Raw genomic sequence first — 26,059 nt, forward strand, 5'->3', positions numbered from 1 at the left:
TCCCCCACCGATATCTCTATCAATAAGCCCAACTCTTATAACCAAATAAAAAAATAAAATATATAAAGCTATTATAAATCTAGGATAAAGGTTCATTCCTATAAAAAATGTAAGGGCAAAAAGCGTAGGATAGGTAATAAAAAATGGCACATAATCTATAGGAATTAAAATACTAATAATTCCACTAGCTAAATCATGTAAATTATCTAAAAAATATGTTAGATATATTAAAAACTCATTCATATCTTACCTTTAAAATAAAGTTAATTTAGTAATAATACATTCTTTATTACACTAAATCAAACCAAAAATCTTAAGCAAAACAATAACTAATCTAATAACAAAATAAACACAAGCTAACTGCAAACCAAATATAACAACTTTCATAAAAGGATTGTAGTATTTGTTAAAAAATCTAAAAGCTTTATCATAGTATTTATAAAAAAATCTAAAAATATTAAAACCGCGCACGCCGTATTTTTTATATATTGACAATTGTTTTAGAAGTAGTTCTGTTTCTTTTACATGTTCTTTGAAAAATTCCTTCTCGCGTCTAAAAGCATCAAGCAAATCCTCATAATACCATGCACAATCATGATAAAACTTCTTTGGTATATCATTTATCATAGTTATATTTTCATTTTTCATAATCTCTTTACAAGTAGCATGAACAAAACTATGACTAGGATTATCGCTTACTATCACACGCACCGCACCTGATGTCTCTCGTGCAAAACGCTTTAAAAGAGTCTTATACATAATTTCAAATTCCACATAAGCTTTATATTCTTTTGTATCATGTAATTCTTTGTTTAAGCGAGAGCTAAATATATTATAAATATCAACACACTTAAACATATCGCTTTTTAAGGTTTTTAACAAGCTTTGCTCGTCTATATCAAAAACCCTTATAAAAGCGTTTTTCAAGCTTGTATTTGTATCAATATCCAAAAACTTTAAAGCAATAGTTTTATCAATACTTCTTGTATCTTTTATATCATTTACCCCTTCGCAAAAAACGGTGTATTTATTAAAAATTCCAAGATATCTTAAATCTAAATGCTTTGCTATATAATCAAAATATCCTGTATCATCAGCAATATCCAAAATCTCGTTTGCCTCATCTAATGATAGTTTTGTTTGTTCTAACTTTTGTTTAGTTATCTCATCTAAAATATATACTTTTCCTCCGTAGCCTTTACAAGCTAACAAAGCATCTTTTACTACGCTAAAGATTTCATCTTTGCTAAGTGGTGATTTATCTTTAATGTCTAAAACTCTACATATATAATCATACCCTATTACATTAAAGCCTTCTTTGTTATCTTTAATAGTAGAATCAAGCACTTTTATGTCTAAAATCTCATAGATATAATCATACATCTCGTTTCCAATCATCTCGTGCAAATTATAATCTATCACAAGCTCTATAAAGGTATTTTGATACCACATAATATACACAGCCTTGCTAAGATAAGCATGATCAAACTCTGGGTCTTCATAATGATAGCATTCAAGCAAAAAACACTCTTTATCACTATCAAATAAAAACTTTTTTCTTTCTGGAATAGTTTTATACCTTCTATTGTAAATGTTAAAGATTTTAGATAATTTATATTTTTCATCAAGTTCTTTTGTGATTACTACATTTTCAAAAGCCATTTTTACCCCACTTTTTATAATATTTTAAAATAATACTATTTTTATATTTTAAAATCATTGTATTTTTTAAATACCTTTAAATTAAAATATATAATATGAAAAATATCAATAAAAAATATCTAAAGCATTTATTTAAATTCTACTAATTTTAAAGAATTTAAAACAAGATTTGAAAGCTAAAAAATGTAGTTAAAAATTATAAATGTATTGTGATATTAATAATAAATAAGGGGATTATATCCCCTTATAATTAGTCGTTTTTATGAATTTGTAATTTTGCTCTTGAATAAAGTCCCGTTCCAACAGGTATCATTCTACCTAAAACAACGTTTTCTTTTAAGTCTTCTAAATAATCTACTTTACCAGTTACACTAGCTTCAGTTAATACCTTAGTAGTTTCTTGGAACGAAGCAGCCGAGATAATACTATCACTGCTAACTGACGCACGAGTAACACCCGTTAAGCGTGGTTCTGCAATAGCTGGACTTCCACCAAATTTCATAACAGCTTCGTTTTCTTCAGCAAATCTACGCTTACTTACTACATCGCCTACTATAAACTTAGTATCTCCACTATCTATAATGGTTACTTGTCTTAACATTTGTGAAATAATAATTTCTATATGTTTATCACTAATTGCAACGCCTTGTCCGCTATAAACTTGCTGAATTTCGCTAATTAAATAATGGTGCAATGCTTTCTCGCCTAATATTCTTAAAATATCATTACTTGTAATTGTTCCATCAGTTAAACGCTCACCTGCATGAACCATCTCACCATCTCTTACTTGGATTTGGCTATGGCGGTCAATTGTATGCTCAACTAAATTGCCATCAGCACCTTCTATAGTAATAACTTGACGCATACGGCTAGCTTGACCTAGTCTTACAATTCCATCAATCTCAGCTAATGTAGCAGGGTTTTTAACCTTTCTTACTTCAAATAATTCAGTAACTCTTGGAAGACCACCCGTAATATCCTTAGACTTAGTTGCCGCCTTTGGAGTTTTAGCTAGAATTTGAGCTACTTTTACCTTTTCATTATTATTTACATAAATAACGGTTTTTGATTCTAGTTGATATCTGATTGTGCTTCCATCATCTTTTGTAATCACAATAGCAGGTTTCATACTAGCAGGTAAATATTCATTAACTACTAAAGAACTATTTCCTGTTAATTCATCAGTTTGCTCTTCAACACTAAAGCCTGGTTCAATATCTACAAAGCTTACAACACCATCACTCTCAGCTATTATAGGGTTATTATATGGGTCCCATTGAGCTATTATATGGCTTTCATTACTTGCATCTGTAACTATTAAATCATTAGCGTTTTTAATTATTTCATTACTTCCAAATTCTATTTTAGATTTTCTTGGAACATAATGGCGAATAGCTTCTCTATCATTTCCATCTGAAATAATTACAAATAAACCTTTTTCATTAACTATATGACCTTTTGTAAGCTCAATTTTTTCTAAACCATCGCTTTTTTGAATGTAATAATTTAATTTACCAACCGCATTTGCTCTAATATCTTGAGCTACTGGTGCTCCATCTTCTATTAATAATTCTGATGCGTAAGGAATACGTCTTGGAATGTTATAGTCTTCTTTAATAACTTCAACTATACTTTCATTTTCAACAACTTTATCACCTTCTTTATAAGGTAAATAAAGCTTTCCTAATAAGTTTCCGCTAACACCAGCTAATTCGTTGATTTTTGCAACATCGTGTTTTCTTAAAATATATTTTTGCTCTTTTTTACCTGATTTTACAACTATAGTTATATCATCGTGCGCATTAATATATGAGATACTTCCATCAAATGGAGCTTTAATCTTAGGCTCAACTAAAAGGATATTTGCATTTCTACGATTTGCGATAATTTGTTTGCCTTCATTATTTTTATAAGTTTGAACATTATAAAATCTTATGAAACCTTCTTTTTTAACTTCTACTTGTCTATCTTGCATATCAGTTGTAGCAGTTCCCCCGCTGTGGAAAGTTCTAAGTGTTAGCTGAGTTCCTGGCTCACCGATTGATTGAGCTGAAATAATACCAACAGCTTCACCAGTTTTAACTAACTTACTTTCAGCAAGGCTAATTCCGTAGCACTTAGCACAAATTCCTTTTTTAGCTTTACAAGTAATTGGAGTTCTAATTGTAACTGATTTGATATTGCTTTGAACAATACTTTTTGCTTTTACTTCATCAATTAATGTGCCTTCATTAAATAATACTTCATTGCTAATTGGATCAATAACATCATCAGCTAAAACCCTACCTATAATTCTATCGTGTAAGTTTTCAACTACAACACCATCAGCAGTAATTTCACTAACTTCTATACCTTCGTGAGTTCCACAATCATTCATAGTAATTTTCACATTTTGAGCAACATCAATTAGCTTTCTTGTTAAGTGTCCTGCACTTGCGGTCTTAAGCGCTGTATCGGCAAGACCTTTTCTAGCTCCGTGAGTTGAGATAAAGTATTCAAGAACATTTAGCCCTTCTCTAAAGTTTGAAGTAATTGGTGTTTCAATAATAGAACCATCAGGTTTAGCCATAAGACCACGCATAGCTGCTAGCTGTGAAATTTGAGCCGTTGAACCCCTAGCACCTGAATCAGCCATCATATAAATTGAGTTAAATCCTGCTTTATCGTTTTTCATTAAATTAATCATATTTTTTGATAATTCATTATTAGTATTTTTCCAAATATCAATAATTTTATTGTAACGCTCACTAGCAGTGATTAGACCTTGGTTAAATGAATTTTGGATTTCTCTTACTTTTGCTTTTGCATTTTCTATATTATCGCTCTTTTCATCAGGAACAATAATATCAGCAATAGAAATTGAAATACCAGCTTTTGTAGCGTATTCAAAACCTAAATTCTTAAGATTATCAAGGAAACTTGCACTAATTTCTAAGCCACCATTTTTATAAACATAATCAACTAATGCTCCGATATCCTTTTTCTTTAAAACCTTATTCCATAATTCTTCAGGAACAAAATCAGGTAAAATTGATTTGATAATTAAACGACCCGCAGTAGTTTTAATACTCTTACCATTTACAACTGATTTGATTGTAGCATGAATATCAAGTGAGCCTGTTTGCATAGCCATTAATACTTCATCAACACCAGTGCAAATCTTATTAGCACCTTTTGCATCTGTTTTTTCAAGCGATAGATAATAAATACCTAAAACCATATCTTGTGATGGAACTGTTATAGCCTTACCACTTGCAGGTAATAAAATATTCATTGAGCTTAGCATTAATATCTTACATTCTGCTATTGCTTCTTGGCTAAGTGGAACATGCACAGCCATTTGGTCGCCGTCAAAGTCAGCGTTAAATGCAGCACAAACTAAAGGGTGTAACTGAATAGCTTTACCTTCAACTAGCACTGGATGGAAAGCTTGAATTGAAAGCTTGTGTAGAGTTGGTGCACGGTTTAGCATTACAGGATGATCTTTTACTACTTCTTCTAAACATTCCCATACTTCGTTAGTCTTTTCGCCTATCATTTTATGAGCTTGTTTAACCGTAGTTGCATAACCTTTTTCTTCAAGTTTAGCTAATAAATGTGGTTTAAATAATTCTAAAGCCATTTGTTTAGGTAAGCCACATTGATCCATTCTAAGTTTTGGACCAACAACAATTACGCTACGACCTGAAAAGTCAACACGCTTTCCAAGTAGGTTTTGTCTAAAGCGTCCTTGCTTACCTTTGATGATTTCAGTAAGTGATTTTAGAGTTCTTTTATTCGCACCTTTAGCTGCTCCTGTTTGTTTTCTAGCGTTATCAAACAATGAATCAACAGCTTCTTGAAGCATTCTTTTTTCGTTTCTAATAATAATTTCAGGCGCATCAAGTTCAATTAATCTTTTTAAACGAGAGTTTCTGTTAATTACACGGCGATATAAATCATTCACATCAGAAACAGCAAATTTTCCACCATCTAAAGACACTAATGGGCGTAAATCAGGTGGTAAAACAGGTAAGCATGTAATCATCATCCATTCAGGGCGATTTCCTTCTCCACTTTGAGAACTTGCTAAAAAGCTTTCTACAATTTTTAATTTTTTAATAATTGCAGGTTTTTTTGATTTTGGAGCTAGTTCGCAAGCTTCTTTTAATTCTCTTACCATATCTACTAAATCAAGTTCAGCTAATAAATCGTGAATTACTTCTCCACCCATTCTAGCTTTAAAGCCAGTATCTTCATATCTTTCATTTAAAGCTTGGAATTGTTCTTCGCTGATTACGCTATATTTTGTAACTTTTTTATTATCATCATAAGTTGCAGTATGCGCATCTCCAACAGCTTCTACAATATATGCTTCATAGTATAAAACACGGCTTAAATCTTTTGTAGAAATATCTAAAAGTGTTGAAATTCTTGCAGGTATTGCATTTGAATACCAAGTATGAGCCACTGGAGTAACTAATTCAATATGACCCATTCTAGTGCGGCGAACTTTACTTGTAGTTACTTCAACTCCACATTTTTCACATTTAACGCCTTTAAAACGCATTTTTTTATATTTTCCGCAAAGGCACTCATAATCTCTAATTGGCCCAAAAATCTTAGCACAAAATAAGCCGTCTCTTTCAGGCTTAAGTGTGCGATAGTTTATAGTTTCTGGTTTTTTTACTTCACCAAATGACCATGAACGAATAGCCTCAGGGCTAGCTATTTTAAACCCTATGGCATCAAATTGACTTGGTTTTTCTTCTTCGTTAAGTTGGATTTTTTTATATTTCTTATTCATCATCATTATCCTCTTTATAAATCTCAACATCTAAAGCTAAAGATTTTAGCTCGTTTGTAAGAACAAAAAATGTCTCAGGAATTCCTGCTGAAGTTACATTTTCTCCTTTTGCAAGTGCTTTATACGCTGCAAATCTTCCATCAATATCATCAGATTTAATAGTTAGCATTTCTCTTAAGGTATGTGCTGCACCATAAGCTTCTAATGCCCAAACCTCCATCTCTCCAAATCTTTGACCTCCGAATAATGCTTTACCACCAACAGGTTGTTGTGTAACAAGACTATATGGACCTGTACTTCTTGCGTGAACTTTCTCATCTACTAAGTGGTGAAGTTTAAGCATATACATAACGCCCACATTTACACGCTCTTTCATCTTTTCGCCTGTGCGACCATCGTATAGCTCACTTTTGCCATCCATATCTATTCTAGCCATTTCAAATAGCTTTTTAAATTCTTCTGCAGTTACACCTTCAAAAACAGGAGCTCCAAATTTAACGCCCTTGCTCCAATCTCTTGCGTGGCGAATAAACTCATCATCACTCATATCTTTAAGATAAACTTTAGCGTCCATTAATCTTGAAATATCGCAAATATCAATCATTTTTTGGCGTAATTCTTTAATAAAATCAGCTCTTTTTGCATCAAATATTTCTTGAATTTGTTCTCCTAGTCTAAGTCCTACTAAACCTAAATGGCTTTCTAGAATTTGACCTATATTCATACGGCTTGGAACACCTAGTGGATTTAAAACAATATCAACAGGTCTTCCATCAGGTAAATAAGGCATATCAACTTCAGGAACTATGCAAGAAACTATACCTTTATTTCCGTGACGACCTGCCATTTTATCCCCAACTTTTAACTTACGCTTAGTTGCTATATAAACTTTTACAAGTTTTACTATACCATTTTGTAAAATATCATCTTTTTCTAATATTTCTAATTTTTCATCATGTTCTTGTTTTAAAGCTTTTTTCTCATTTTGGAAATGATTTTTTAAATTCTCATAATAAGCTTGCACATCTTTAGGATAAGCTTTAATAATACTTCCAATAGCAAAACGATTTAAATTAGATAAATCATCTTCTTTTACGATTTCACCTTTTTTATAAGATGTTCCACCTATAGTTTCAGCTTTTTCTAAAGGAGTTTCTTTTAATAATTTAGCAATCTTTAGATTTTCTTCTCTATCCATCATTAATAATCTATCATGATAGTCTTTTTCTAATACTAAGCGTTCAGCGTCTTGAGCTGCTTTTGCACGAGCATCTTTTTCATGACCTTTTTTTGTAAATACTTTTACATCAATTACAACGCCTTCAACACTAGCACCTGCGTATAAAGATTTATTAACTACATGACCTGCTTTTTCTCCGAAAATCGCTCTTAATAATCTCTCTTCAGGAGTTGGTTTTACTTCACCTTTAGGAGAAACTTTACCTACTAAAATCATACCAGGTTTTACATGTGTTCCGATTCTTACAATACCGCTTTCATCTAAATGTGCTATATCTTCATCTTTTACATTCGGAATATCACGAGTAATTTCTTCAACGCCATCTTTTAATTCACGAGCTTCTATTTCTTTTTCATAAACATGAACACTAGTAAATGCGTCTTCACGAATCATTTTTTCGCTCATTACAATAGCATCTTCGTAGTTGTAACCATTCCAAGGCATAAATGCAATTAAAGCATTTTTACCAATAGCAAGCTCTCCTTGATCCATAGAAGGGCCATCTGCAATTACTTGTCCTACTTTTACTATATCGCCTTTTCTTACAATTGGTTTTTGAGAAAATGTTGTATTTTGGTTTGTTCTTAAGTTCTTTTCTAGTTTGTAATGGTCTATATATAAACCATTATCATCTTCGCCTAATATAAATATATTATTGCTATCAACTTTTTCTACTTTACCTGAACGCTTAGCTTTGATTGCTTCCCACGCATCTCTTGCTACTACTCTTTCCATACCTGTTCCAACTATTGGAGCAGTAGCAGTAAGCAATGGAACTGCTTGACGCTGCATGTTTGAACCCATTAGCGCACGGTTTGCGTCATTGTGTTCTAGGAAAGGAATTAACGAAGCTGCAAGCCCAACGATAGCCCCTGAAGTAAGGTCAATAAGTCCTACATCTTCGCGTTTTGCTAGTATCGTTTCTCCATCTATTCTAGCTTCAATTAAATCATCAACAATATTTCCATTTTCATCTACTTTCGTAGAAGCTGGTGCAATACAAATTCCTTCTTCTTGAGTAGCTGTTAAATACACAATTTCATCGCTTATTTTACCATCTACAACTTTTCTATAAGGAGCTTCAACAAAACCTAAATCATTAACTTTTGCATAAGTTGAAAGTGAGTTAATAAGACCGATATTTTGACCTTCTGGAGTTTCAACAGGACAAATTCTTCCATAATGAGTTGTATGAACATCACGAGCTTCAAAACTTGCTCTTTCTTTTACTAAACCACCCTCACCTAAAGCCGATAATCTTCTTTTATGTGTAACTTCACTAAGTGGATTTGTTTGATCCATAAATTGTGATAATTGACCACCCGTAAAGAAATCAAGTAGTGTAGAAGTAATCATTTTTGAATTCACTAAATCACTTGGCATTAATTCTTCAATAGGAGTAGTAATTGAGCTTAATTTATCTTTAATACCTTTTTGAATTTTTGCAAAACCTATGTGTAATTCATTAGTTAATAACTCACCAATAGCTCTAATTCTTCTATTTCCTAAATGGTCTCTATCATCTAAATATCCACGACCTGATTTAATTCTGTAAAGATATTGAATAGTTTTTACTATATCTTCTCTAGTTAAAACGGTTACATATTCAGGAACATCAAGTCCTAATTTATGGTTCATTTTCATACGACCAACTCTTGTTATATCGTATCTTTCAGGGTTAAATAACATATCTAAAATATAAGTTTTTGCTGCTTCTAAAACAACAGGATCACCTGGTCTTAATACTCTAAATATTTTAGCTATTGCAAATTCTTCTTCGTTTTCATAGTTTTCTGAACGCTTAAATGATTTAAACATATCTAAATCATTTTGAAGAGTTTTTAACATTGAATCATCAATTCCTGAACCAACATCATTAGCTATTTTAAAATCACTACCATTATGAACTAAAGCAATTAGCTTATCTTCATCAAGCATTGTAAGAGTATCAAATAATAATTCCCCAGTATTTTTATCATATACAGGCTCTGCTAATTGACGATTAGCTAAAATATCAACAGGATATTCTATTAATTTTAAACCTGATTCTTCAAGCTCTTTAATTTTTCTTTTAGTTAATTTCTTACCTGCTTCGTGAACAACTTCACCTTTTTCATTAATTAAATCAAATTCAACTCTATCGCCTATAGCATTAATATCAAATTTTGTATAGAATTTATGTTTTTTTAGTGTTATTGTTTGAATTGGATAAAATAATTGAATAATATCTTCTTTGCTATATCCTAATACTCTTAATAAAAGTGTTGCTTGGAATTTTCTTCTTTTATTAATTCTTGCATATAAAATATTTTTTGAATCAAATTCAAAATAAATCCAAGCTCCTCTATCAGGTATAATTTGGCTAGAATAAAGTAATTTATTACCTTCTTCGCTTTCTTTAAAAATAACACCTGGACTTCTATGAAGCTGATTTACAACTACTCTTTCAACCCCATTGATAACGAAAGAAACTCTATCTGTCATTAAAGGTATATCACGAATAGTAATATCTTGTTCTTTTATATCTTTAATTCCAATTTTTTCACCAGTTTTTTCATCTCTATCATATAACGTCAAGCGAATTTTTGCACGCAAGTTAGCTGCATACGTAAGACCTCTTTCCATACACTCTCTTACTGTGTATTTAGGCTTTACAAATTCACAAGATACGTAATCTAAACTTAATCTATTTTGAGAATCACTAACAGGAAAAAAAGATTTAAAAACTTTTTCTATACCACTTTCCCTGTCTTCATTACCAATATTTAAAAAATAATCAAAGCTTTTTTGCTGTAATTGTAATAGATTTGGAATCTCAATTTGCTGTGGAACGTTTGAAAAATCCACCCTTAATCTGTTTCCTGAATGTAAGCTATTTAACATATATGTACCTCTTGGTAAGTTTTGAAAGAATAGTTTTGTTGTAAAAACAACACAATACAAAAATAGCCCTAAAAATAGGGCTAAATAAATTATTTAAGTTCAACCTTAGCGCCAGCTTCTTCAAGTTGTTTTTTAGCTTCTTCAGCATCTGCTTTGCTAACACCTTCTTTTAATGTTGATGGAGTACCTTCAACAGCATCTTTAGCTTCTTTTAAGCCTAATCCTGTTAATGCACGTACTACTTTAATAACATTAATTTTGTTAGCACCTGAATCTACTAACACAACGTTAAATTCTGTTTTTTCTTCTTCAGCAGCAGCTGCAGCACCACCTACAGCACCAGCAACCATTACAGGAGCTGCACTAACACCAAATTTTTCTTCAAATTCTTTAACTAATTCAGATAGTTCTAAAACACTTAGATTTGAGATATATTCTAATACATCTTGTTTTGTAATTGCCATTTTTTATCCTTTATAAAATTATTCTTGTTCTTTTTTTTCTTTAAGTGCATTTAAACCGATTGTGAAATTTTGAATCGGCGCATTCCAAACTTGCAATAACATAGCAAGTAACTCTTCACGAGATGGCATTTTAGATAATGCAGTAATTTTATTAGCATCTGCAACTTCACCATCTATGTGACCAAACTTAACTTCAAACGCATTATTTTTTTCAGCAAATTTAGCTGCTACTTTTGTAACTGCTAACGCGTCTTCTCCCCAAAGATAAATATTTGTATCTTTAAGTGTTAAACCATTTTTGCCTGATTTTTCTAAAGCAATACTAGCTAAAGTATTTTTAATAACTTCTACTTTAACATTAGCAACTCTTGCAGAATCACGTAATACTTCTAATTGCTTAGTAATAATACCTTTATAATTACAAACAACAACAGCATTGTTTGTTGTAAATTCATCAGAAAGTCTAGCTATTAGTTCTTCTTTTTGGTTTCTTGTCATCGTTTCTCCTTTCCGATTTATGATTTAAGCAGAGAGACAAAAGTCAATTAAGTAATAAACCTCGGCTGTCACAAATCAAATTTTTATTTAAATTCTTTACGCAAAAAAACTAAAATAAAAATTTGAAAAAGAATAGCTATATTTTTAACATAAAAAGTTTAAAAAATAGCTATTCATAGAAAAAATTATTTTAAATCTAATAATTCTTGAGTTTCAAGTTTTAAACCTGGACTCATTGTTAAAGATAGAGTTGCACTCTTAATATATCTACCTTTTGCAGTTGCAGGTTTGTGTTTATTAATTGCTTTTACAAAAGCACTAACGTTATTTAATAATTTTTCTTCAGAAAAACTAACTTTACCTAAACCAGCATGAATATTTCCTTGTTTATCTACACGGAAATTAACTTGTCCTGATTTAGCATTTTTAACAGCTTGAGCTACATCCATAGTAACTGTTCCTGTTTTAGGATTTGGCATTAAACCTTTAGGTCCTAAAATACGGCCAACTTTACCAACTAGCCCCATTAAATTTGGAGTTGCTATTAATACATCAAAATTAATATTACCTTTTTGAATTTCTTCTACTAAATCATCATCACCAACAATATCAGCTCCTGCTGCTTTCGCTTCATCAGCTTTAATATCTTTTGCAATCACAGCTACACGAACCTTTTTGCCAGTTCCTTCTGGTAATACTACTGAACCTCTTACCATTTGATCAGCATGTCTTGGATCAACATTTAATTTCATTGCTATTTCAACGGTTTCATCAAATTTAGCTGATGATAAAGTTTTAATAACTTTAATACCATCATTTAGTGAATATTCTTTTGTTAAATCAACTTTTTTTAATAATTCTTGAATTCTTTTTGCTTTTTTTGCCATATTTTTCTCCGCATTTTTTAAAGTGCTTCCGCCTTAACCCGGCGGTTAGGTTCTTATTAATCTACTACTTCAACACCCATTGATCTAGCAGAACCTGCAATAATCTTAGCAGCTTGCTCACGATCTTTTGTATTTAAGTCAGCAATTTTTCTATCAACAATTTCAAGTATTTGAGCTTTAGTTAGCTTACCTACTTTATTTTTTAAAGGATTATCAGTTCCTTTTGAAATACCTGCAGCTTTTTTAATTAAATCTGTAGCAGGTGGTTGTTTTGTTATAAATGTAAAACTTTTATCAGCATATACTGTTATAACTACTGGAATATTATATCCCGCCATATCTTTTGTACGCTCATTGAAAGCCTTACAAAATTCCATAATATTAACACCTTGTTGTCCTAAAGCAGGTCCTACTGGTGGTGATGGATTTGCCTTTGTTGCAGCTATTTGTAATTTAATTTCCCCAACAACTTTTTTAGCCATAATGACTCCTTAATTTATTAAATAATTTTTTCTACTTGTGAATATAGTATTTCAACTGGCGTACTTCTTCCAAAAATTGAAACATTAAGTTTTAAAGTACCCCTAACCATATCGTATTCTTCTACAATACCTGTAAAATTCGCAAACGAGCCTTCAGTAATCCTAACACTTTCTCCATTTTCAAAGAAAATTTTAGGTCTTGGAGCTTTTTTATTATTAGCTTTTTCTAAAATCAAATTAACATCCTTCTCACTTAAAGGAGTAGGTTTTTTAGATTCTCCAATAAATCTTCCAACTTTAGGCAATTTTTGAATTTTATGCCATAACTCTATATCTAAATCAATGTTTGCAAAAACATAGCTAGAATATAAACATTTTGCTGTAATTTTCTGTTTTCCATTCTTACCTGTTTCAATAACATCTTCTGTAGGAACCAAAACTTCTTTTAATCTATCAGAAATTCCATTTTCATAACATAATTTCTCAATAGCTCTTTTTACAGCCATTTCGCTACCTGCGTAAGTCTGAATTGCATACCATTTAAAATTCATCTCGCGCCCTTATAAAATACTCTTTAATGAAAAAGACATAATAAAATCAACAAAAGCTAAAAATAAAGAAATAACGGTAACTACAACAACTACCGTAATAAAAGCATTTTTTACTTGTCCTTTAGTTGGAAAAAATACTTTTGCTAACTCAGCTTTTGATAACTTAAAATAATTTATTAATTTTTCCATTTTAAAACCTTTAATTGGCAGGGCAAGAGGGATTCGAACCCCCAACCATCGGATTTGGAATCCGGCGCTCTACCGTTGGAGCTATTGCCCTAAAATTAGCTTTTTAACTTAACTTCTTTATGAACTGTATGTTTTCTTAATCTTGGGCAATACTTTTTAAGTTCTAACTTTTCAGTAGTATTCTTTGAATTTTTAAACGTACTATAATTAATATCGCCTGTTTCTTCGCATTTTAAACCAATTTTAATTCTCATAACATTTCCTTTTAGTTTTTAGAGTAGGTCATAAAACCTACTCATTTAAATTACTTAATAATTTTTGATACAACACCTGAACCAACTGTTCTACCACCTTCACGGATAGCAAAACGAGTACCTTCTTCAAGTGCAACTGGTTGAATTAATGATACAGTAATTCTTACGTTATCACCAGGCATAACCATTTCTGTGCCTTCTGCTAACTGAATAGAACCTGTAACGTCAGTTGTTCTTACATAAAACTGTGGTCTATAGTTATTAAAGAATGGAGTATGTCTACCACCTTCTTCTTTAGTTAAGATATAAACTTCAGCTTCAAAGTCTGTATGTGGAGTAATAGTTTTTGGTTTAGCAAGAACCATACCACGAATAACATCTTCTTTTTTTGTTCCGCGTAGTAATACACCTACGTTATCACCAGCTTCACCTTGCTCCATTTCTTTTCTAAACATTTCAACACCAGTAACTGTTGTTGTTTGAGTATCTCTAATACCAACGATTTCAATAGTATCTCCAACTTTAACGATACCTTTTTCAATACGTCCTGTTACAACTGTACCACGACCTGAAATTGAGAATACGTCTTCAATTGGCATTAAGAAATCTTTGTCAGTATCACGAACTGGAGTTGGGATATAGCTATCTACTTGAGCCATTAACTCTAAAATTTTAGCTGACCATTCGCCATCTTTACCAGCTTTTGCTTCTTCTAAAGCCTGTAAAGCTGAACCAGATACGATTGGAGTGTCATCGCCTGGGAAATCATACGAACTTAATAATTCTCTAATTTCCATTTCAACTAGCTCTAATAATTCAGCATCATCAACCATATCAGCTTTGTTCATAAATACTACGATATATGGAACACCAACTTGGCGTGATAGTAGAATGTGTTCTCTAGTTTGTGGCATTGGGCCGTCTGCTGCTGAAACAACAAGAATAGCGCCATCCATTTGTGCAGCACCTGTAATCATGTTTTTAACATAGTCTGCGTGGCCTGGGCAGTCTACGTGAGCGTAGTGACGATTTTCAGTTTCATACTCAATATGAGAAGTAGCAATTGTAATACCTCTTTCTTTTTCTTCTGGAGCATTATCAATATTATCATAATCTTTAAGCTCTGCAAGACCTTTTCTTGATAAAACAGCTGAAATAGCAGCAGTTAAAGTAGTTTTACCGTGGTCAACGTGACCAATTGTTCCGATATTCACGTGTGGTTTATTACGTGAGAATTTTTCCTTTGCCATAATACTTCCTCCGTATTAATAAAATTAATTACTAGTCTAAAATTATTACCTTTTTGAATAAATGGAGCTCATAGTGGGACTTGAACCCACGACCTCTCCCTTACCAAGGGAGTGCTCTACCTCTGAGCCATACGAGCGCTCAGAAAAATTATAACTTTAGACAACAAATACACTAAAACTTAAACTATTTTTGGAAAAACTTGTGAAGCGATAAAAATTACAGCTCCCAGTTCTTGCAAAAAAGTTGGAGCGGGAAACGAGACTCGAACTCGCGACCCTCAGCTTGGAAGGCTGATGCTCTAGCCAACTGAGCTATTCCCGCATCTATAATGGTGGTGAGTCGTGGATTCGAACCACGGAAGGCAAAGCCAGCAGATTTACAGTCTGCCCTCGTTGGCCACTTGAGTAACTCACCTTTATTTATAAAAATAAAGCCTTTTTTGTTCTGGTCAAACACTGCTAAAAATAAAATGGAGCTGGTTAAGGGACTTGAACCCCCGACCTGCTGCTTACAAGGCAGCTGCTCTACCAACTGAGCTAAACCAGCATAAATCAAAAATGAAAGACGGCATTATATGTAAAAATTTTTCATTTGTCAAGAGTAAGTTATAATTTTTTTAAAAAAAGGAGCAATATGAAAATTTTGTTTTCACCAAGTGAAGAAAAAATAAATAGCTTAAATGCTTGTAATATAGATGAATTAAAGATATTTTTTACTAATTTAAATTTAGACAATCTCTCAATAAAATCTCAATTTAGAAAATCATATATAAAGGAATATATAAATCATTTTGATAATTTAGAATTAATTTTTGGTGTTAAAAATACCCAAAATATATTAAATAATTTCTCTAATAAATTATATAAAGCAATAATTTTATATCAAGGAGTTAGCTATAAAGAATTAGATTACAATAGTTTAAGTAATGAAGAAAAAACATATATTGATGATAATGTAATTATATTTTCCAACCTTTTTGGACCTATTCTTGCAAATGATGAGATACCATTTTATAAACTCAAACAAGGGGTGAAATTAAACAAAATCAACCAAGCTAAAGAATATTTAAAAGATACAACAAATAATCTAAATGAAATAATAAAAGAATTTGCAATTGACCTTAGAGCTGATATTTATAAAGACTATTATCAAATTCAAATTCCGCACGCAACTTTTATTTTTATGAAAAATAATAAGCAATTATCTCATAGTTCAAAAGTCTATCGTGGCAGGGTTTTAAGGCTATTAGCACAAAATAATATTACTAATATTAAAGAATTATCTAATATGATTTATACTAATTTTTCTGTAATAAATATAGAAAATATAGAAAATAAAACAATATTTTATATTGATATAAAGGATTAAAATGGGAAGCTTGTATTTACTAGTTATACTAATCGTATTTTTACTGATAGCATTTTTAATTACGCAATATTTCAACGCAAGAATAAATCTATTAAAACAAAAAATATCAGTAATTGATGATAAATTAAACGAAGCAATGAAGCTAATAGAAAGAAATAGATTATTAATAGAAGATAATAAAGAAAATATATTAGCTCAAAAAAAAGCTAGAAAGGACGAAGAATGAATTATTTGCACTTATTAAAAACTCGTTTTGCTTGTAAAGAATTTAATAACGAAAAAGTTTCTCAAGCAAAAATCAATGCTATTTTAGAAGCTGGAATTTTAAGCCCTAGCTCATTAGGGCTTGAGCCTTGGACTTTTTATGTTTTACAAAATCCTGAAAACATTGAAAAATTAAAACAATTTTGTAATTCTAAAAGACAATTTGAAACTTGTGCTTTTGCTGTAATTGTAGCTGCAAAAAATAATTTTGACCCAAAGGGTAGCGTAGTTCAAAATGCACTTAAAAGAAGAGAAGATTTTGATAAAGTTTATGAATTATATTCGCCTTATCTAAAGCGTTTAGAAACTAGAAACGCTCACGAATATGGAGCTTTACAATGCTATATAGCAGCTACAAATATGGTAAATTGCGCTCATACTTTAGGCGTTGATTCTTGCATTATCGGAGGATACGACGAAGCACCGATTAATGAAGAATTTTTACCAAAAGATGAATTTTGCGCTTTGGTTTTAACTTTTGGTTATAGAGCAAACGGACAACCAAAACATAAAAAAATGAGATTTTCGTTTAACGAAAAAGTAAAATTTATATAAATCTTACGAAATAGGAAAATTCAAATTCCTATTTCAAATTCTACAATTTTTTTAAGCATTTTAAATAGTTTTAAGCATAAATTAAGAATGGGGGGGGGTATTATCTCGTTTTTATTTTATTTTAAAAGGATTAAAAATGAATGCGACGATTTTATTCTCTTCAATTCAAGACAAGTTGCCTAAAAAAATAGGTAGATTTAGAAAATTTCTCATAAAAAATATAAAGTCATCAGAACCTATTATGAGTAATGAAGAATTATTAAAAAAACTAGAAAGTTTAAGCGAGACAGAGCTTAACGAAGTTGCTAAAATACTAAAAAAAGACAAGCTTGATAGTCCTGTTACTTGCTTTTGGCTTTATAATCTATTATTAGGTTGTTATGGTGTAGCTTGGTTTAGAATTAATATGTTTTCGGTAGGTTGTATGAAATTAATTTTATTAATAATAGCATCTAATCTCAAGGAAATAAATCCAGAGATATCGGGTATTTTAGATTTAGACAAATTCATTGCTTTTTGGTGCCTATTTGATTTATTTATAATAGGTGCAATTTTAAGAAATAAAAACTTAGAAAAGGTTAATAATATCATAGACTTAGTAAGGGCAAGAAATGCAAATTAAAAAGCCTTTTATTGATAGTAAAAACTATCCTTTCAAACTAATTTATAAAGATAAATATTTTGAAGTAGTAGTCGGTGAAGCACAGACAAATAAGGGTGAATTATCAATAGGGATAAGGACAAATCATTTTCCTAAGGATAATTTTCACAATGATTGTTATTTTATTTTCCCATCGCATTTTGGCGTTGAGTTTTTAAAATTATTTATATTAGACAATAACCCAAATAATGAAAACATCTCTCAAGCTATTGCAAAAATATTTGAAGATAATAGGAGTAACAATGAAAAAAATAATAATTAGTTTATTTTTAAGCACATATTTAAGTGCTTTTAATTTTTCTTTTTTTGATAATACACCAAAATGCAATGATGAAGTAGCGCTTGAAGCCTTAGAAGAGCTTATAAGAGAAAATGCTCCTGAAGTAATATTTAAATACGGCGTTATTAAAGCATTTCAAGATGAAGTAGAAAATACGATAATTAAAGTGCGAGAGTTTAAAGATTATGATTATTCATATAATGGTAATTTTGCCGAAAGCTACGCAGCAAATGCTTATAAACCCGTAATTGATTTATTAAATCAAATAATAAAATATGTAAGCAGTAATGTTAAGATGGATTTTTCTAGCTTTGTAACACTAAAAAACGAAGATGATAGAGCAAGATATTGTAATGCTAATTTGAAATTTGTTTATCCAACTATGCCAAATGAATTAAGCAGTAAAATAACAGATGGTAAGATAAAAGGCATAGTTGTGAATGGTGGAGAAAACGAAACTACAATAAAATATAAAACTTATTACACAGATGATAAAGAGCAAGTTTATGTAGAGCTAATTGATTATTAAAATATTTTTACTCAAACCTTTAAAGGCTTGAGTAAATTTTAAAATTTATAGCTTAATGCAAGTCCTATGCTAACGCCTTTGCTAATATCATTAACATAACCAAATCTTACTCCTGCATAAATATTATTCGCAAATGTATAACCTAAAGATATATCAAATTCTGCATTCAAATCTTTTTCTTTTATAGTGTCAAAATAATATTTAAGATACACACCGCCACTCATTGTAAAATTATTTTCAAATTGTTTTCTAGCTGCAACACCGGTCTTTAAAAACATTGAATTTGCACTAACATTAATATCATTTGTATCAATATTATAAAACTTAGTTTCAAAACTTCTACTAGCATAACCTAGACCACCTAACAACGATAAAGACATATCATTACCAACTAAAATTCCATAACCACCAAGTGCTGAAAAACTATTAAAGCTATCTTTGATTTTACCTTTAACATTATATGAATTTACAAAATCACTATTAATTTCAGCGTGGGTAAATCTAATATCATATACAAAATGATTTTCTTCATTTGTGTAAAATCTATTTGTATACAAATCAGCTCTACCAACAAAATTATCTTCTAAACTAACTCCATTTTCTTCAACCAAACTAGTTCCATAAATATCCAAACCAACAAAATTGCTTGCAAAAGCATTTACGCAAATTAACGAAAAAACTAATTTTTTCATAATATCTCCTAAAATAATTTTAAAAATATAATAATACCCCTCCCCCCACTCTTAATAAAAGCTTAAAAATAAAATTATTAAAACCAATTTTTAAGGAATTTAATTATTTATTATTTTATAATCACAAAAATTTTTTAAGCAAAATAAGGAGCTAAAAACACTAAAAAATATGGGGCAAAAATTTGCCAAAAAGCGCGAAATCATAAATAATTTCAAAGCTTGTTATATCTTATTGGATGATTATTGTGAATTAATAAAAAAAGATAAAACAAATTACTCTTATCAAAACTTAGTATCAGCAATACAAAAAGCTAAAAATTAATTCAAGAACTTGAAAGAGATTTTAATGAAGTTATATCTAAAGAAAATCTTGATTTAGACAAATATAAGTTATATAACAAAAAGAAAAATTGTTTTATTCTCTGCTTTAAAAGGTATGAAAAGTATTGTATTTGATAATCAATTGTTAGATTATTGATTTAACTTTAACTACTAATTTTAAATTCTTTAAAACTCAAGAATTTAAAATCAAAATCTAATGTTTTGCTCTATATCTAAAAGATAAAGCTATTTTTATATCTTTTTCGTTTATTTTTAATCTCTCTTCAAAATCAGCCAAAGACCTAGCAACCTTTAAAACCTTATTAGCAGCCCTAGCACTTAAATGATAATTATTAATAGCTTTGTTAAAAATATCTCTTGCACTATCTTCTAAAATGCAGTATTTTTTAATATCTTCATCGCTTAATTTACCATTAAACTCATCTTGCTTTCTTATCTCTTTTTGAAAGATAAAAGCCTTTAAAATCTCATTAGCTAAATCCTTGCTACTAACACTTGCTTTTGCGTTCATATCAACCTCATCAACCGCCACATATAAATCAATCCTATCATAAATCGGCTCTGAAATCTTGCTTTTATACCTTATAATATCACGCTCAAGGCATTTGCAATTTTGCTCTTTTTTAAAGAGATTTCCACAAGGGCAAGGATTTAAGGCTGATATGAATAAGAATTTAGTTTTATAAGATATTTTTGAATTAACCCTTGAGATATTGATTAAATTATCTTCTAAAGGCTCTCTTAGGCTTTCTATAATTTGCTTATTAAAATAAGTAAATTCATCAAAAAACAAAACCCCATTATTTGCCAAAGCAATTTCGCCTATCCTAGCATTTTTAGTCCCACCACCTAAAATTGAGCTAATAGTTGAGCTTCTATGCGGACTTCTAAAGCTTCTAATAGACGAAAAATCAAGCTTCTCGCCATTTAAGCTCCTATAAGCATTATTTTCTAAAATCTCATCAACGCTAAGTGGAGGCATTATATAAACTAGCCTTTTAGCACACATACTCTTACCACTTCCAGGTGAGCCTTCTAGCATAATATTGTGCATTCCTAAAGCTGCTATTTTACAAGCTAATTTTGCTTGTTCTTGCCCCCTAATGTCTATAAAATCTAGTGGGTAATTTGTATTTTTTATATAACTTTTATTATTGATTTTGATTAAAGAATTAAAAATATTTTCATTATAGTTTATTCTGAATTTTTCCTTATCTTCGCTAGTAAAAAATTCAAAAGCTTCAAGTAAATTCCCGACAGCATAACACTGCAAATTATAAATCAAGCTAATTTTATTTGCTAAGTCTTTAGGCACTAAAACCTTAGAATTTGGCTTAAATCTAGCTAAAAATAATAAAATAGAAAAAAGCCCCGAAGTGCTTTTAATATCCCCATTTAACCCAAGCTCTCCAAATACATAATAATCATTATCTAAATCTTTTTCATAAAAATATACTAAAAGCGCAATTGCTAAATCAAAATAACTACCATTTTTAGGAATATCTGATGGGCTTAAATTTATTACGATTTTTTTGCAAGGCATTGTAAAGTCATCAAGATTAGCAAAAGCTGATTTTATCCTATCTACGCTTTCTTTGATACTAGTGCTTGCTAATCCTACGATATTAAAAGCAGGTAAGCCCTTTGACATCATTGCTTCAATATTTATTATATTTAGTTCGTTTGTATAAATTGCTGATTTTATATTTTTCATATTTTTACCTTTTCTTTAGAATACTTTAAGTTTATTAATACAAACCTGCAATTTATTTGATAATTTTAAAAAAAACTATTATATTATAAAATAATTTATGTCATTAAATTATGCTATTAAGTACTTTCAAGTCCCACTCAGTATCTATATCAAGTGAATGGGATTTTTCCATAATAAAAGCTATTTCGTTATCATTAAAACTCGTATTTTCATCTAAGTCTTTAATATAATTTATATAAATAGCTCCATTAATTTTATAGTTTTTCTTAAAATCTTGACGTCTTATAGTACTATTTTGTTCTATTATTTTTTCTAATTTACCATCACTGATAGTTCTTAATAAAACAACATTATCACCTTCACATACACTAACTACACTTTTTTTATACTTTAAAAATGTATTAAAAGCTCCTTTAATATCTTCGGCATCTCTAAGTGGTGATGTTGGTTGTAAAATTATTAAAATATCAAATGTTTTATCTATTTTTTTATACTCATCTAGGACTTCTAAGATACAATCTAAGGTTTTAGCTGTATCACCACTTGTTTTTTCTGAACGTAAAAATGGCACACTTGCACCATATTTTTTAGCAATACTCGCATATTCTATACTATCAGTAGACACCATTATTTCATCAAAAATTTCAGATTTAATAGCTGCACTAATTGTATATGCCATTAAAGGAATTTTATTTACTAATCTAATGTTTTTGTCTTTTACACCTTTACTACCACTTCTTGCCGGAATAATTGCTAAAACCTTCATAAATCATTGAACCTTTTTTGCAAATTAATTTTCCAAGTCTTTTTATTATTTAAAATTTTAAGAAATTCACCTGCACAATTTCCACTACTAAAAGAATTATCTTTATTTTTTATATTAAAATTATGTGTTTTAATAAAATCAAGTAATTGCATATCATCTGATTTAAATGTTTTTATATATTTTATATTTTCTTTTACTCTTGAATTTTGCCTTGAACCTATATTTATACAATAAGTCCCATATACTCTAGCTTCTCTAATACCAGCTGAACTATTTCCTATAATAAATTCAGCATATTTTAAAAGTGTTAAAAATTTTTCAAATTTAATTGATGGAAATAATTTAAATTTTGAATTAGTTTTTAACTTCTTTAATTCATTTAAAATAATATCGCTACCCAAATCATTATTCGGATATATGCAAATATAGTTTTTATTACTATTAATTAATAGTTGAATTAAATTCTCAATTTGATATTGCATAGAATGAACTTCAGTTGTAACAGGATGAAATGAAAATATTGCATAATCTTTAAACTCTATATTGTAATATGACTTAACATCATCTAAATTTGGCAAATTATCACTTAACATTACATCAATATCTGCAGAACCTATCACAAAAATAGTTTTTTCATCTTCTCCTAGTTGAATAAGTCTAGCCTTAGCTTCATCATTTGCGACAAAATGTATATGAGATAGTTTAGTAACCGAGTGTCTTATACTATCATCTATAGTGCCACTTTTTTCTCCACCTTCAATATGGGCTACTAAAATATTATTAAATGCTCCAACAATAGCACCACCTAAAGCCTCCGGTCTATCCCCGTGAATTACTATCATATCAGGTTTATATGAACTTACAAACTCGCTAAAATCACTTATAAAATGAGATAAATTTATATCAGTTTTATTTGTTTTATATTTTTTTGCTAAATATAAATTTGAAAATCCATCTTTGATAATTTCTTTATAAGTGCTTCCAAATTGCTCTAGTAAATGCATACCACAAGCATAAATCATATAATTTAAACTATTATCCTTTTGAATTTTTTCTATTAATGGTTTTATTTTCCCCCAATCTGCTCTTGTTCCACTTACAAAAAGTATTTTTTTACTCATTTACCATATCCCAAGTTATATGAGTATCATTTTCTATATCATATCTTGCTTTTTTACCCAATAAACTTTCATAATGTTCAGCTAGTATTTCACCTGTTCCAGGGCGTTTTACCCAAAGATTATCCACGCTAAACATCTCTCCTTTTTTAATAGGTTTTATGCTTACACAAGTTGCAAATGCAAAATCAATGGTTACTTTTTCTTCTTTAGCTGCTTCTTTTTTGCCACCTTTCATTTGATGAAGTTCTTTTGCAGCATTTACAAGCTCTCTTGCTTCATTTTCATCCATAGAACAAACTATATCTTCACCAATTCTATTTTTATGATCGGTAAAATGTCTTTCAATTATCGTTGCTCCTAAAGCAATAGCTGCAATTGATGAGTTATTGTTTAAAGTATGATCGCTAAGTCCAATTTCTAAATCAGGGAATTCGTTCATCATCTCTTGCATAGCCCCAAGCCTTACTAACTGTGGTGGTGTTGGATAAAGATTTGTTGTATGAAGTAATGCAATAGGGGTATTTTCATCTTTGAAAATCTTTACAGCTTTTTTAATAGAAGCTATATCATTCATGCCTGTTGATATAATTGTCGGTTTATGAAAGCTAGCAATTAATTTTAAAAGTGGGTAATTATTCATCTCGCCAGAACCTATTTTATATGCACCTACTCCAAAACTCTCTAATCTAAGAGCTGCTGCACGGCTAAATGGGGTTGATATAAAAATCATACCTTTACTTTCTACATATTTTTTAAGCTCTAGTTCATCAACCTCATTTAAGGCACATCTAGCCATAATATCATATATACTATCGTTTGAGTTTCCTGGAATTACCTTCTTAGCTTCTTTACTCATCTCATCTTCTACTATATGGGTTTGATGTTTTACAACTTCAATTCCTGCACGATGAGCCGCATCTACCATTTGTTTAGCAACTTCAAGGCTACCACCATGATTAATACCAATTTCCGCAATAATTAGAGCTGGATGATTTGTATCTATAATTCTATTTAAAATTTGCATTTAAACCCCTTATTTTATTTTTAAACACTATAATATATTTTAAATGTAACAAAAAAGGAACTTTAAAATGCTTCAATTCAATAGAACTAGCGACAATTTAATAGTGGCTGGAAATGGCCCAAGTCTTAAAAATATAGATTTAAATTCAATGCCAAAAGAATATGACGTATTTAGGTGTAATCAGTTCTATTGTGAAGATAAGTATTATTTAGGAAAAAACATAAAACTTGTTATGTTTAATCCAATGGTTATTTACTCTCAATTAAAAACATTAAATACTTTAATAAGCAAACAAGAATACCATGTTGAATATGTATGTTTAAATTATATAAATAAAAATTGGGATATAAACTTCAATATAAATGATTTTATACAAACAATGCCTTTTGTGATGATATTAAATAATTTTATAAACAATACAATCTTAAAAGAACTATGTTTGCTAAATGAATTTAATGATTTAAGACCTACATCTGGTGTATTACTAATGTTGTTAGGTAAATCTTTGGGATATAAAAACATATACTATACTGGCATAGATTTTGCCAATAATAAAAACATAAGTCATATTAATTATAATAAGGATAGTATTATACATAATTTCATATATAAAGATATGTTATTTTCATCTAATCATACTCCAAATACAGATTTACTATTTATAAAAAATAATAATTTTTTACAATTAAATACCCTAGAAAGCACAATACAAAATCATGTTGTTAAAAATAATTACATAAATGATATAATAAAAGATACAAGGGACAATATTTTTATACAAACACCAGAAATACAAATAACCAAAAAATCTATGCTTGCAAAAATATTAAATAAATTTAAATAATAAATTTTGAAAAACAAGCTATTATTCTATAATATTTTTTTCTTAAACTCAGTATTAATCTAAAAATCAGCTTAAACTTTGGAAATACTTGAGAATTATAAAGATATTGTTTGTAAGCTAAAGATAATTTTAATCTATACAATAATACTTTTTTTATTCTATTGGTATTATCTATATATGTATCACTAATAATATTTAAAACATAACGTTCATTTATAATATTATTTTTTAATACATCAATACTGCTAATATTCATTGATGAATTTGGATTGTTATAATAATTATAAATACAATCAGAAATTGATTTGATTATATTTATATTAGCAAGAGCAAAATAAAACAATAAAGCATCTTCTGCCATTAAAATTTTAGTACTAATTTTTGTATTATTAATAGACTCTAATAATTTATGTTTCTTAAAACATTTAAAACATAAATTCCAAAAAGAATCCTTTGTATTAATAAATTGTTCAAAATTATATACATAAAATATATTGTTATTAAACACTAGCATATTTTTTATAGTGCCATCTAAATTAATTTTTCTAGCATTAAAACATAACATATCACTTCCATCTAACATATTAGTATAAACAATCTCACAAGCATTAAGCTCTAATTCATCATCTGGGTCTAAAAACATAATTAATTCAGAATTAGCATTTCTTACACCTATATTTCTAGCTTCATAAGTGCCTTTATTTGTTATATTATGAATAATTTTTATCCTACTATCTTTATTTGCATATTCA

25 protein-coding genes and 5 tRNA genes are annotated in these 26,059 nt (G+C 29.6%); 7 read left to right on the forward strand and 23 right to left on the reverse strand.

The window, feature by feature from the left end:
• The 17 genes from AVBRAN12642_RS07775 to AVBRAN12642_RS07855 all read right to left on the reverse strand — a co-directional run.
• On the reverse strand, window positions 1-243 hold a 243-nt coding region (locus AVBRAN12642_RS07775; protein ID WP_336608177.1), incomplete at its 3' end, for a hypothetical protein.
• 51 nt (window positions 244-294) lie between these two features.
• Window positions 295-1,662 carry a hypothetical protein gene (locus tag AVBRAN12642_RS07780; protein ID WP_336608178.1) on the reverse strand — a complete coding sequence of 456 codons (1,368 nt, stop codon included), beginning with the start codon at window positions 1,660-1,662 and terminating at the stop codon, window positions 295-297.
• Between the two features lie 250 nt (window positions 1,663-1,912).
• Window positions 1,913-6,451 carry a DNA-directed RNA polymerase subunit beta' gene (gene rpoC, locus AVBRAN12642_RS07785; protein WP_442862366.1) on the reverse strand — a complete coding sequence of 1,513 codons (4,539 nt, stop codon included), beginning with the start codon at window positions 6,449-6,451 and terminating at the stop codon, window positions 1,913-1,915.
• Entirely contained in the window at window positions 6,441-10,571 is a 4,131-nt protein-coding gene (rpoB, locus tag AVBRAN12642_RS07790) for a DNA-directed RNA polymerase subunit beta (RefSeq protein ID WP_214119982.1), read from the reverse strand. Before rpoB ends, rpoC begins: the two co-directional genes overlap by 11 nt.
• An 89-nt stretch (window positions 10,572-10,660) precedes the next feature.
• Window positions 10,661-11,035, reverse strand: a complete 375-nt coding sequence (gene rplL / locus AVBRAN12642_RS07795) for a 50S ribosomal protein L7/L12 (protein WP_214118192.1) — start codon at window positions 11,033-11,035, stop codon at window positions 10,661-10,663.
• 18 nt (window positions 11,036-11,053) lie between these two features.
• On the reverse strand, window positions 11,054-11,533 hold the full coding sequence (gene rplJ / locus AVBRAN12642_RS07800) for a 50S ribosomal protein L10 (RefSeq protein WP_214118194.1): 480 nt from the start codon (window positions 11,531-11,533) through the stop codon (window positions 11,054-11,056).
• 185 nt (window positions 11,534-11,718) lie between these two features.
• Complete coding sequence (gene rplA / locus AVBRAN12642_RS07805; RefSeq protein ID WP_214118196.1) at window positions 11,719-12,420, reverse strand: 50S ribosomal protein L1; 702 nt, start codon at window positions 12,418-12,420, stop codon at window positions 11,719-11,721.
• Between the two features lie 56 nt (window positions 12,421-12,476).
• Window positions 12,477-12,902, reverse strand: coding sequence for a 50S ribosomal protein L11 (rplK, locus tag AVBRAN12642_RS07810; RefSeq protein WP_214118198.1), 426 nt, complete (start codon window positions 12,900-12,902; stop codon window positions 12,477-12,479).
• 17 nt (window positions 12,903-12,919) lie between these two features.
• Window positions 12,920-13,453: a transcription termination/antitermination protein NusG gene (gene nusG / locus AVBRAN12642_RS07815; protein ID WP_214118200.1), complete on the reverse strand. Its 534-nt coding sequence runs from the start codon at window positions 13,451-13,453 to the stop codon at window positions 12,920-12,922.
• A gap of 9 nt (window positions 13,454-13,462) precedes the next feature.
• Window positions 13,463-13,642, reverse strand: coding sequence for a preprotein translocase subunit SecE (gene secE / locus AVBRAN12642_RS07820; protein ID WP_214118201.1), 180 nt, complete (start codon window positions 13,640-13,642; stop codon window positions 13,463-13,465).
• A gap of 15 nt (window positions 13,643-13,657) precedes the next feature.
• Window positions 13,658-13,733: transfer RNA gene (locus tag AVBRAN12642_RS07825), tRNA-Trp, on the reverse strand.
• A 4-nt stretch (window positions 13,734-13,737) separates the two neighbouring features.
• Window positions 13,738-13,896 carry a 50S ribosomal protein L33 gene (gene rpmG / locus AVBRAN12642_RS07830; protein ID WP_214118203.1) on the reverse strand — a complete coding sequence of 53 codons (159 nt, stop codon included), beginning with the start codon at window positions 13,894-13,896 and terminating at the stop codon, window positions 13,738-13,740.
• A 50-nt stretch (window positions 13,897-13,946) separates the two neighbouring features.
• Window positions 13,947-15,146 (reverse strand): elongation factor Tu, encoded by a 1,200-nt coding sequence (gene tuf, locus AVBRAN12642_RS07835; RefSeq protein WP_214118205.1) that lies wholly within the window; start codon window positions 15,144-15,146, stop codon window positions 13,947-13,949.
• A gap of 62 nt (window positions 15,147-15,208) precedes the next feature.
• Window positions 15,209-15,283 (reverse strand) — tRNA-Thr (locus AVBRAN12642_RS07840).
• Window positions 15,284-15,391: 108 nt separating this feature from the next.
• Window positions 15,392-15,468 (reverse strand) — tRNA-Gly (locus tag AVBRAN12642_RS07845).
• An 8-nt stretch (window positions 15,469-15,476) separates the two neighbouring features.
• Window positions 15,477-15,561 (reverse strand) — tRNA-Tyr (locus AVBRAN12642_RS07850).
• 56 nt (window positions 15,562-15,617) lie between these two features.
• Window positions 15,618-15,693 (reverse strand) — tRNA-Thr (locus AVBRAN12642_RS07855).
• A gap of 87 nt (window positions 15,694-15,780) precedes the next feature.
• Between AVBRAN12642_RS07855 and yaaA the strand changes: the two genes are divergently transcribed.
• The 6 genes from yaaA to AVBRAN12642_RS07885 all read left to right on the forward strand — a co-directional run bounded on the left by yaaA (window position 15,781) and on the right by AVBRAN12642_RS07885 (window position 18,804).
• Window positions 15,781-16,515, forward strand: a complete 735-nt coding sequence (gene yaaA, locus AVBRAN12642_RS07860; RefSeq protein ID WP_214118207.1) for a peroxide stress protein YaaA — start codon at window positions 15,781-15,783, stop codon at window positions 16,513-16,515.
• 1 nt (window position 16,516) lies between these two features.
• Window positions 16,517-16,741, forward strand: a complete 225-nt coding sequence (locus tag AVBRAN12642_RS07865) for a hypothetical protein (protein WP_214118209.1) — start codon at window positions 16,517-16,519, stop codon at window positions 16,739-16,741.
• The gene (locus tag AVBRAN12642_RS07870; RefSeq protein WP_214119985.1) at window positions 16,738-17,334 is read left to right on the forward strand and encodes an NAD(P)H-dependent oxidoreductase; all 597 of its coding nucleotides are present in this window, start codon (window positions 16,738-16,740) and stop codon (window positions 17,332-17,334) included. The genes AVBRAN12642_RS07865 and AVBRAN12642_RS07870 overlap by 4 nt, the downstream gene beginning before the upstream one ends.
• Before the next feature lie 136 nt (window positions 17,335-17,470).
• On the forward strand, window positions 17,471-17,956 hold the full coding sequence (locus tag AVBRAN12642_RS07875) for a hypothetical protein (RefSeq protein WP_239803254.1): 486 nt from the start codon (window positions 17,471-17,473) through the stop codon (window positions 17,954-17,956).
• The gene (locus tag AVBRAN12642_RS07880; protein ID WP_214149832.1) at window positions 17,946-18,257 is read left to right on the forward strand and encodes a hypothetical protein; all 312 of its coding nucleotides are present in this window, start codon (window positions 17,946-17,948) and stop codon (window positions 18,255-18,257) included. The genes AVBRAN12642_RS07875 and AVBRAN12642_RS07880 overlap by 11 nt, the downstream gene beginning before the upstream one ends.
• A complete protein-coding gene (locus AVBRAN12642_RS07885) occupies window positions 18,238-18,804 on the forward strand; it encodes a hypothetical protein (protein ID WP_336607285.1) in 567 nt (188 codons plus the stop codon). Before AVBRAN12642_RS07880 ends, AVBRAN12642_RS07885 begins: the two co-directional genes overlap by 20 nt.
• A gap of 38 nt (window positions 18,805-18,842) precedes the next feature.
• Here the strand turns inward: AVBRAN12642_RS07885 and AVBRAN12642_RS07890 are convergent, their stop codons facing one another.
• The 5 genes from AVBRAN12642_RS07890 to AVBRAN12642_RS07910 form a co-directional block, all read right to left on the reverse strand.
• Entirely contained in the window at window positions 18,843-19,496 is a 654-nt protein-coding gene (locus AVBRAN12642_RS07890) for a hypothetical protein (protein ID WP_336607286.1), read from the reverse strand.
• Window positions 19,497-20,031: 535 nt separating this feature from the next.
• Window positions 20,032-21,552, reverse strand: a complete 1,521-nt coding sequence (locus AVBRAN12642_RS07895) for a YifB family Mg chelatase-like AAA ATPase (protein WP_336607287.1) — start codon at window positions 21,550-21,552, stop codon at window positions 20,032-20,034.
• Window positions 21,553-21,655: 103 nt separating this feature from the next.
• Window positions 21,656-22,318 carry an acylneuraminate cytidylyltransferase family protein gene (locus AVBRAN12642_RS07900; RefSeq protein WP_336607288.1) on the reverse strand — a complete coding sequence of 221 codons (663 nt, stop codon included), beginning with the start codon at window positions 22,316-22,318 and terminating at the stop codon, window positions 21,656-21,658.
• Complete coding sequence (gene neuC, locus AVBRAN12642_RS07905) at window positions 22,315-23,439, reverse strand: UDP-N-acetylglucosamine 2-epimerase (RefSeq protein WP_336607289.1); 1,125 nt, start codon at window positions 23,437-23,439, stop codon at window positions 22,315-22,317. Before neuC ends, AVBRAN12642_RS07900 begins: the two co-directional genes overlap by 4 nt.
• Window positions 23,432-24,463 carry an N-acetylneuraminate synthase family protein gene (locus tag AVBRAN12642_RS07910; protein ID WP_336607290.1) on the reverse strand — a complete coding sequence of 344 codons (1,032 nt, stop codon included), beginning with the start codon at window positions 24,461-24,463 and terminating at the stop codon, window positions 23,432-23,434. The genes neuC and AVBRAN12642_RS07910 overlap by 8 nt, the downstream gene beginning before the upstream one ends.
• 67 nt (window positions 24,464-24,530) lie before the next feature.
• Between AVBRAN12642_RS07910 and AVBRAN12642_RS07915 the strand changes: the two genes are divergently transcribed.
• Complete coding sequence (locus AVBRAN12642_RS07915; protein ID WP_336607291.1) at window positions 24,531-25,307, forward strand: alpha-2,3-sialyltransferase; 777 nt, start codon at window positions 24,531-24,533, stop codon at window positions 25,305-25,307.
• On the opposite strand, the gene AVBRAN12642_RS07920 is transcribed toward AVBRAN12642_RS07915, so the two are convergent.
• The coding region (locus AVBRAN12642_RS07920) for a glycosyltransferase family 2 protein (RefSeq protein ID WP_336608180.1) at window positions 25,300-26,059 on the reverse strand (760 nt) is incomplete at its 5' end. The two genes, AVBRAN12642_RS07915 and AVBRAN12642_RS07920, sit on opposite strands and share 8 nt — an antisense overlap.

The organism is Campylobacter sp. RM12642, from assembly GCF_020137635.1.
Classification (GTDB): Bacteria; Campylobacterota; Campylobacteria; order Campylobacterales; family Campylobacteraceae; genus Campylobacter_E.

Bases quoted from the DNA above. Each gene is read 5' to 3' on its own strand.
- AVBRAN12642_RS07780 (WP_336608178.1), bottom strand. From the start codon at position 1,662: ATGGCTTTTGAAAATGTAGTAATCACAAAAGAACTTGATGAAAAATAT.
- rpoC (WP_442862366.1), bottom strand. From the start codon at position 6,451: ATGATGAATAAGAAATATAAAAAAATCCAACTTAACGAAGAAGAAAAA.
- rpoB (WP_214119982.1), bottom strand. From the start codon at position 10,571: ATGTTAAATAGCTTACATTCAGGAAACAGATTAAGGGTGGATTTTTCA.
- rplL (WP_214118192.1), bottom strand. From the start codon at position 11,035: ATGGCAATTACAAAACAAGATGTATTAGAATATATCTCAAATCTAAGT.
- rplJ (WP_214118194.1), bottom strand. From the start codon at position 11,533: ATGACAAGAAACCAAAAAGAAGAACTAATAGCTAGACTTTCTGATGAA.
- rplA (WP_214118196.1), bottom strand. From the start codon at position 12,420: ATGGCAAAAAAAGCAAAAAGAATTCAAGAATTATTAAAAAAAGTTGAT.
- rplK (WP_214118198.1), bottom strand. From the start codon at position 12,902: ATGGCTAAAAAAGTTGTTGGGGAAATTAAATTACAAATAGCTGCAACA.
- nusG (WP_214118200.1), bottom strand. From the start codon at position 13,453: ATGAATTTTAAATGGTATGCAATTCAGACTTACGCAGGTAGCGAAATG.
- secE (WP_214118201.1), bottom strand. From the start codon at position 13,642: ATGGAAAAATTAATAAATTATTTTAAGTTATCAAAAGCTGAGTTAGCA.
- rpmG (WP_214118203.1), bottom strand. From the start codon at position 13,896: ATGAGAATTAAAATTGGTTTAAAATGCGAAGAAACAGGCGATATTAAT.
- tuf (WP_214118205.1), bottom strand. From the start codon at position 15,146: ATGGCAAAGGAAAAATTCTCACGTAATAAACCACACGTGAATATCGGA.
- yaaA (WP_214118207.1), top strand. From the start codon at position 15,781: ATGAAAATTTTGTTTTCACCAAGTGAAGAAAAAATAAATAGCTTAAAT.
- AVBRAN12642_RS07865 (WP_214118209.1), top strand. From the start codon at position 16,517: ATGGGAAGCTTGTATTTACTAGTTATACTAATCGTATTTTTACTGATA.
- AVBRAN12642_RS07870 (WP_214119985.1), top strand. From the start codon at position 16,738: ATGAATTATTTGCACTTATTAAAAACTCGTTTTGCTTGTAAAGAATTT.
- AVBRAN12642_RS07875 (WP_239803254.1), top strand. From the start codon at position 17,471: ATGAATGCGACGATTTTATTCTCTTCAATTCAAGACAAGTTGCCTAAA.
- AVBRAN12642_RS07880 (WP_214149832.1), top strand. From the start codon at position 17,946: ATGCAAATTAAAAAGCCTTTTATTGATAGTAAAAACTATCCTTTCAAA.
- AVBRAN12642_RS07885 (WP_336607285.1), top strand. From the start codon at position 18,238: ATGAAAAAAATAATAATTAGTTTATTTTTAAGCACATATTTAAGTGCT.
- AVBRAN12642_RS07890 (WP_336607286.1), bottom strand. From the start codon at position 19,496: ATGAAAAAATTAGTTTTTTCGTTAATTTGCGTAAATGCTTTTGCAAGC.
- AVBRAN12642_RS07895 (WP_336607287.1), bottom strand. From the start codon at position 21,552: ATGAAAAATATAAAATCAGCAATTTATACAAACGAACTAAATATAATA.
- AVBRAN12642_RS07900 (WP_336607288.1), bottom strand. From the start codon at position 22,318: ATGAAGGTTTTAGCAATTATTCCGGCAAGAAGTGGTAGTAAAGGTGTA.
- neuC (WP_336607289.1), bottom strand. From the start codon at position 23,439: ATGAGTAAAAAAATACTTTTTGTAAGTGGAACAAGAGCAGATTGGGGG.
- AVBRAN12642_RS07910 (WP_336607290.1), bottom strand. From the start codon at position 24,463: ATGCAAATTTTAAATAGAATTATAGATACAAATCATCCAGCTCTAATT.
- AVBRAN12642_RS07915 (WP_336607291.1), top strand. From the start codon at position 24,531: ATGCTTCAATTCAATAGAACTAGCGACAATTTAATAGTGGCTGGAAAT.